This is a genomic window from Myxococcus vastator (genome assembly GCF_010894475.1).
In the GTDB taxonomy this organism is placed as follows: domain Bacteria; phylum Myxococcota; class Myxococcia; order Myxococcales; family Myxococcaceae; genus Myxococcus; species Myxococcus vastator.
The window spans coordinates 1-1556 of sequence record NZ_JAAIYB010000814.1 but is presented as its reverse complement, the minus strand read 5'-3'; the positions used below and the strand labels follow the sequence as shown (position 1 = coordinate 1556).

Here is a 1556-nt window from a genome sequence, read left to right as displayed (position 1 = left end):
GAAATGTGTATAAGAGCCAGCTGCTGGACGCCTTCGAGACGGAGCTGGAGGAGCGCCCGGCGCGGTGACGCGGCCGGCGGTGTAGGCTCCCGCTGGCGCATGCTGGAAACGTCGGAAGGCTCCATCGTCCGCGCCACCCTGCGGGCCCTCGTGGAGCCCCGACGGCTGCTGCCCATCCTCGTCGTCTCCGGCGCGCTGGTGACGGCGCAGGTGCGCTTCAGCCACGCCCCCCTCTGGGCCGCGTTCGGGCTGGGCCTCCTGATGTGCCTGCTCTTCATCGCGGTGGCGCCCGTCTCCTACCGCGTCCTCTTCCCGGAAGGCCTGGACCTCAGCCACGGCGGCATCCGGCTCCTGCTCTACGGCACCGTGGGCAGCGGCGTGGTGCTCACCTCCGGCTTCGTGCTGCCGAAGCTCCTGGGCATGGGCCCCACCTTCCTCACGCAGCCCACCAACCTCGCGGTGTGCGGCGCGCTCTTCCTCGTGGGGGGCTGGGGCCTGGGGCGCGACATCGGCTTCGAGGAGAGCCTCAGCCGCGAGCGCGCCCGCGCCGCCCGCTTCGCGCTGGAGGCCGAGCAGGCGCAGCTCCTCGCGCTGCGCAGCCACCTGGACCCGCACTTCCTCTTCAACACGCTCAACGCCATCGCGGAGTGGTGCCGCGAGGACGGCGCCGTCGCGGAGGCCGCCGTGCTGCGGCTGTCCACCATGCTCCGCTCCGTGCTCGCGGGCGTGCGCAGCGCCACCTGGCCGCTGTCCCAGGAGCTGGAGCTCATCCGCACGCTCTTCGACCTGCACCTGCTCCGCGACCCGCACCTCTTCCAGCTCACGCTGAACGTCCCCGCCGGCATGGAGGAAGTCCCCGTCCCGCCGCTCGTGCTGTTGCCCCTGGCGGAGAACGCGGTGAAGCATGGCCCCGCCGCCGGCCACCGCGGCCCCCTGTCCCTGGACGTCACCACGCGGGGCCATGAGGTGGAGGTCGCCATCGAGAACCCGGGCCCCTCGCGTGGACCCCGTGAGGGCAGCGCCGGCCTGCCCACCGTGGAGCGCCGCCTCGCCCTGGCCTACGGCGGCGCCGCCCGGCTCGTGCTCGACAGCGGCGAGGCGCGCACCCGTGTCACCGTCACCCTGCCCCGCGCGGGCCCCCAACCTGGAGTCCTCACCTGAGCGCCCCGCTTCGCGTCCTCATCGCCGATGACGAACTGCTCGCCCGAAAGCGCCTGACGCGGCTGCTCGCGGCGCTCCCGGACACGGAGGTCTGCGGCGAGGCCTCGGACGCGGAGGGCGTCCTCTCCGCCGTGCGCGCGGGCGGCGTGGACGTGGTGCTGCTGGACATCCACATGCCCGGCCTCAGCGGCCTGGATGCCCTGGCCCTGCTGCCGGAAGGCGGCCCGCGCGTCATCCTCTGCACCGCCCACGCCGAGCACGCCGTGCAGGCCTTCGAACATGGCGCGGTGGACTACGTGCTCAAGCCCGTGGAGCCCGCGCGCCTGCAGAAGGCCCTGGAGCGGGCTCGCGCACGCGGCCCGGCCGCGGTCAGCCCCCCACCGAAGCCCCCTGGC

At 73.9% G+C, this 1556-nt stretch carries 2 protein-coding genes; both read left to right on the top strand.

Features of this window, described 5'->3' with window-relative positions; genetic code table 11:
- Nucleotides 1–99 precede the first annotated feature (99 nt).
- Nucleotides 100–1161 (top strand): sensor histidine kinase, encoded by a 1062-nt coding sequence (locus tag G4D87_RS37545; RefSeq protein WP_163787558.1) that lies wholly within the window; start codon nucleotides 100–102, stop codon nucleotides 1159–1161.
- On the top strand, nucleotides 1158–1556 hold a 399-nt coding region (locus G4D87_RS37540; RefSeq protein ID WP_163787559.1), incomplete at its 3' end, for a LytR/AlgR family response regulator transcription factor. The genes G4D87_RS37545 and G4D87_RS37540, both read left to right, overlap by 4 nt.

Excerpts from the sequence above, each read along its gene's own strand:
- G4D87_RS37545 (WP_163787558.1), top strand. The coding sequence starts at position 100 with ATGCTGGAAACGTCGGAAGGCTCCATCGTCCGCGCCACCCTGCGGGCC.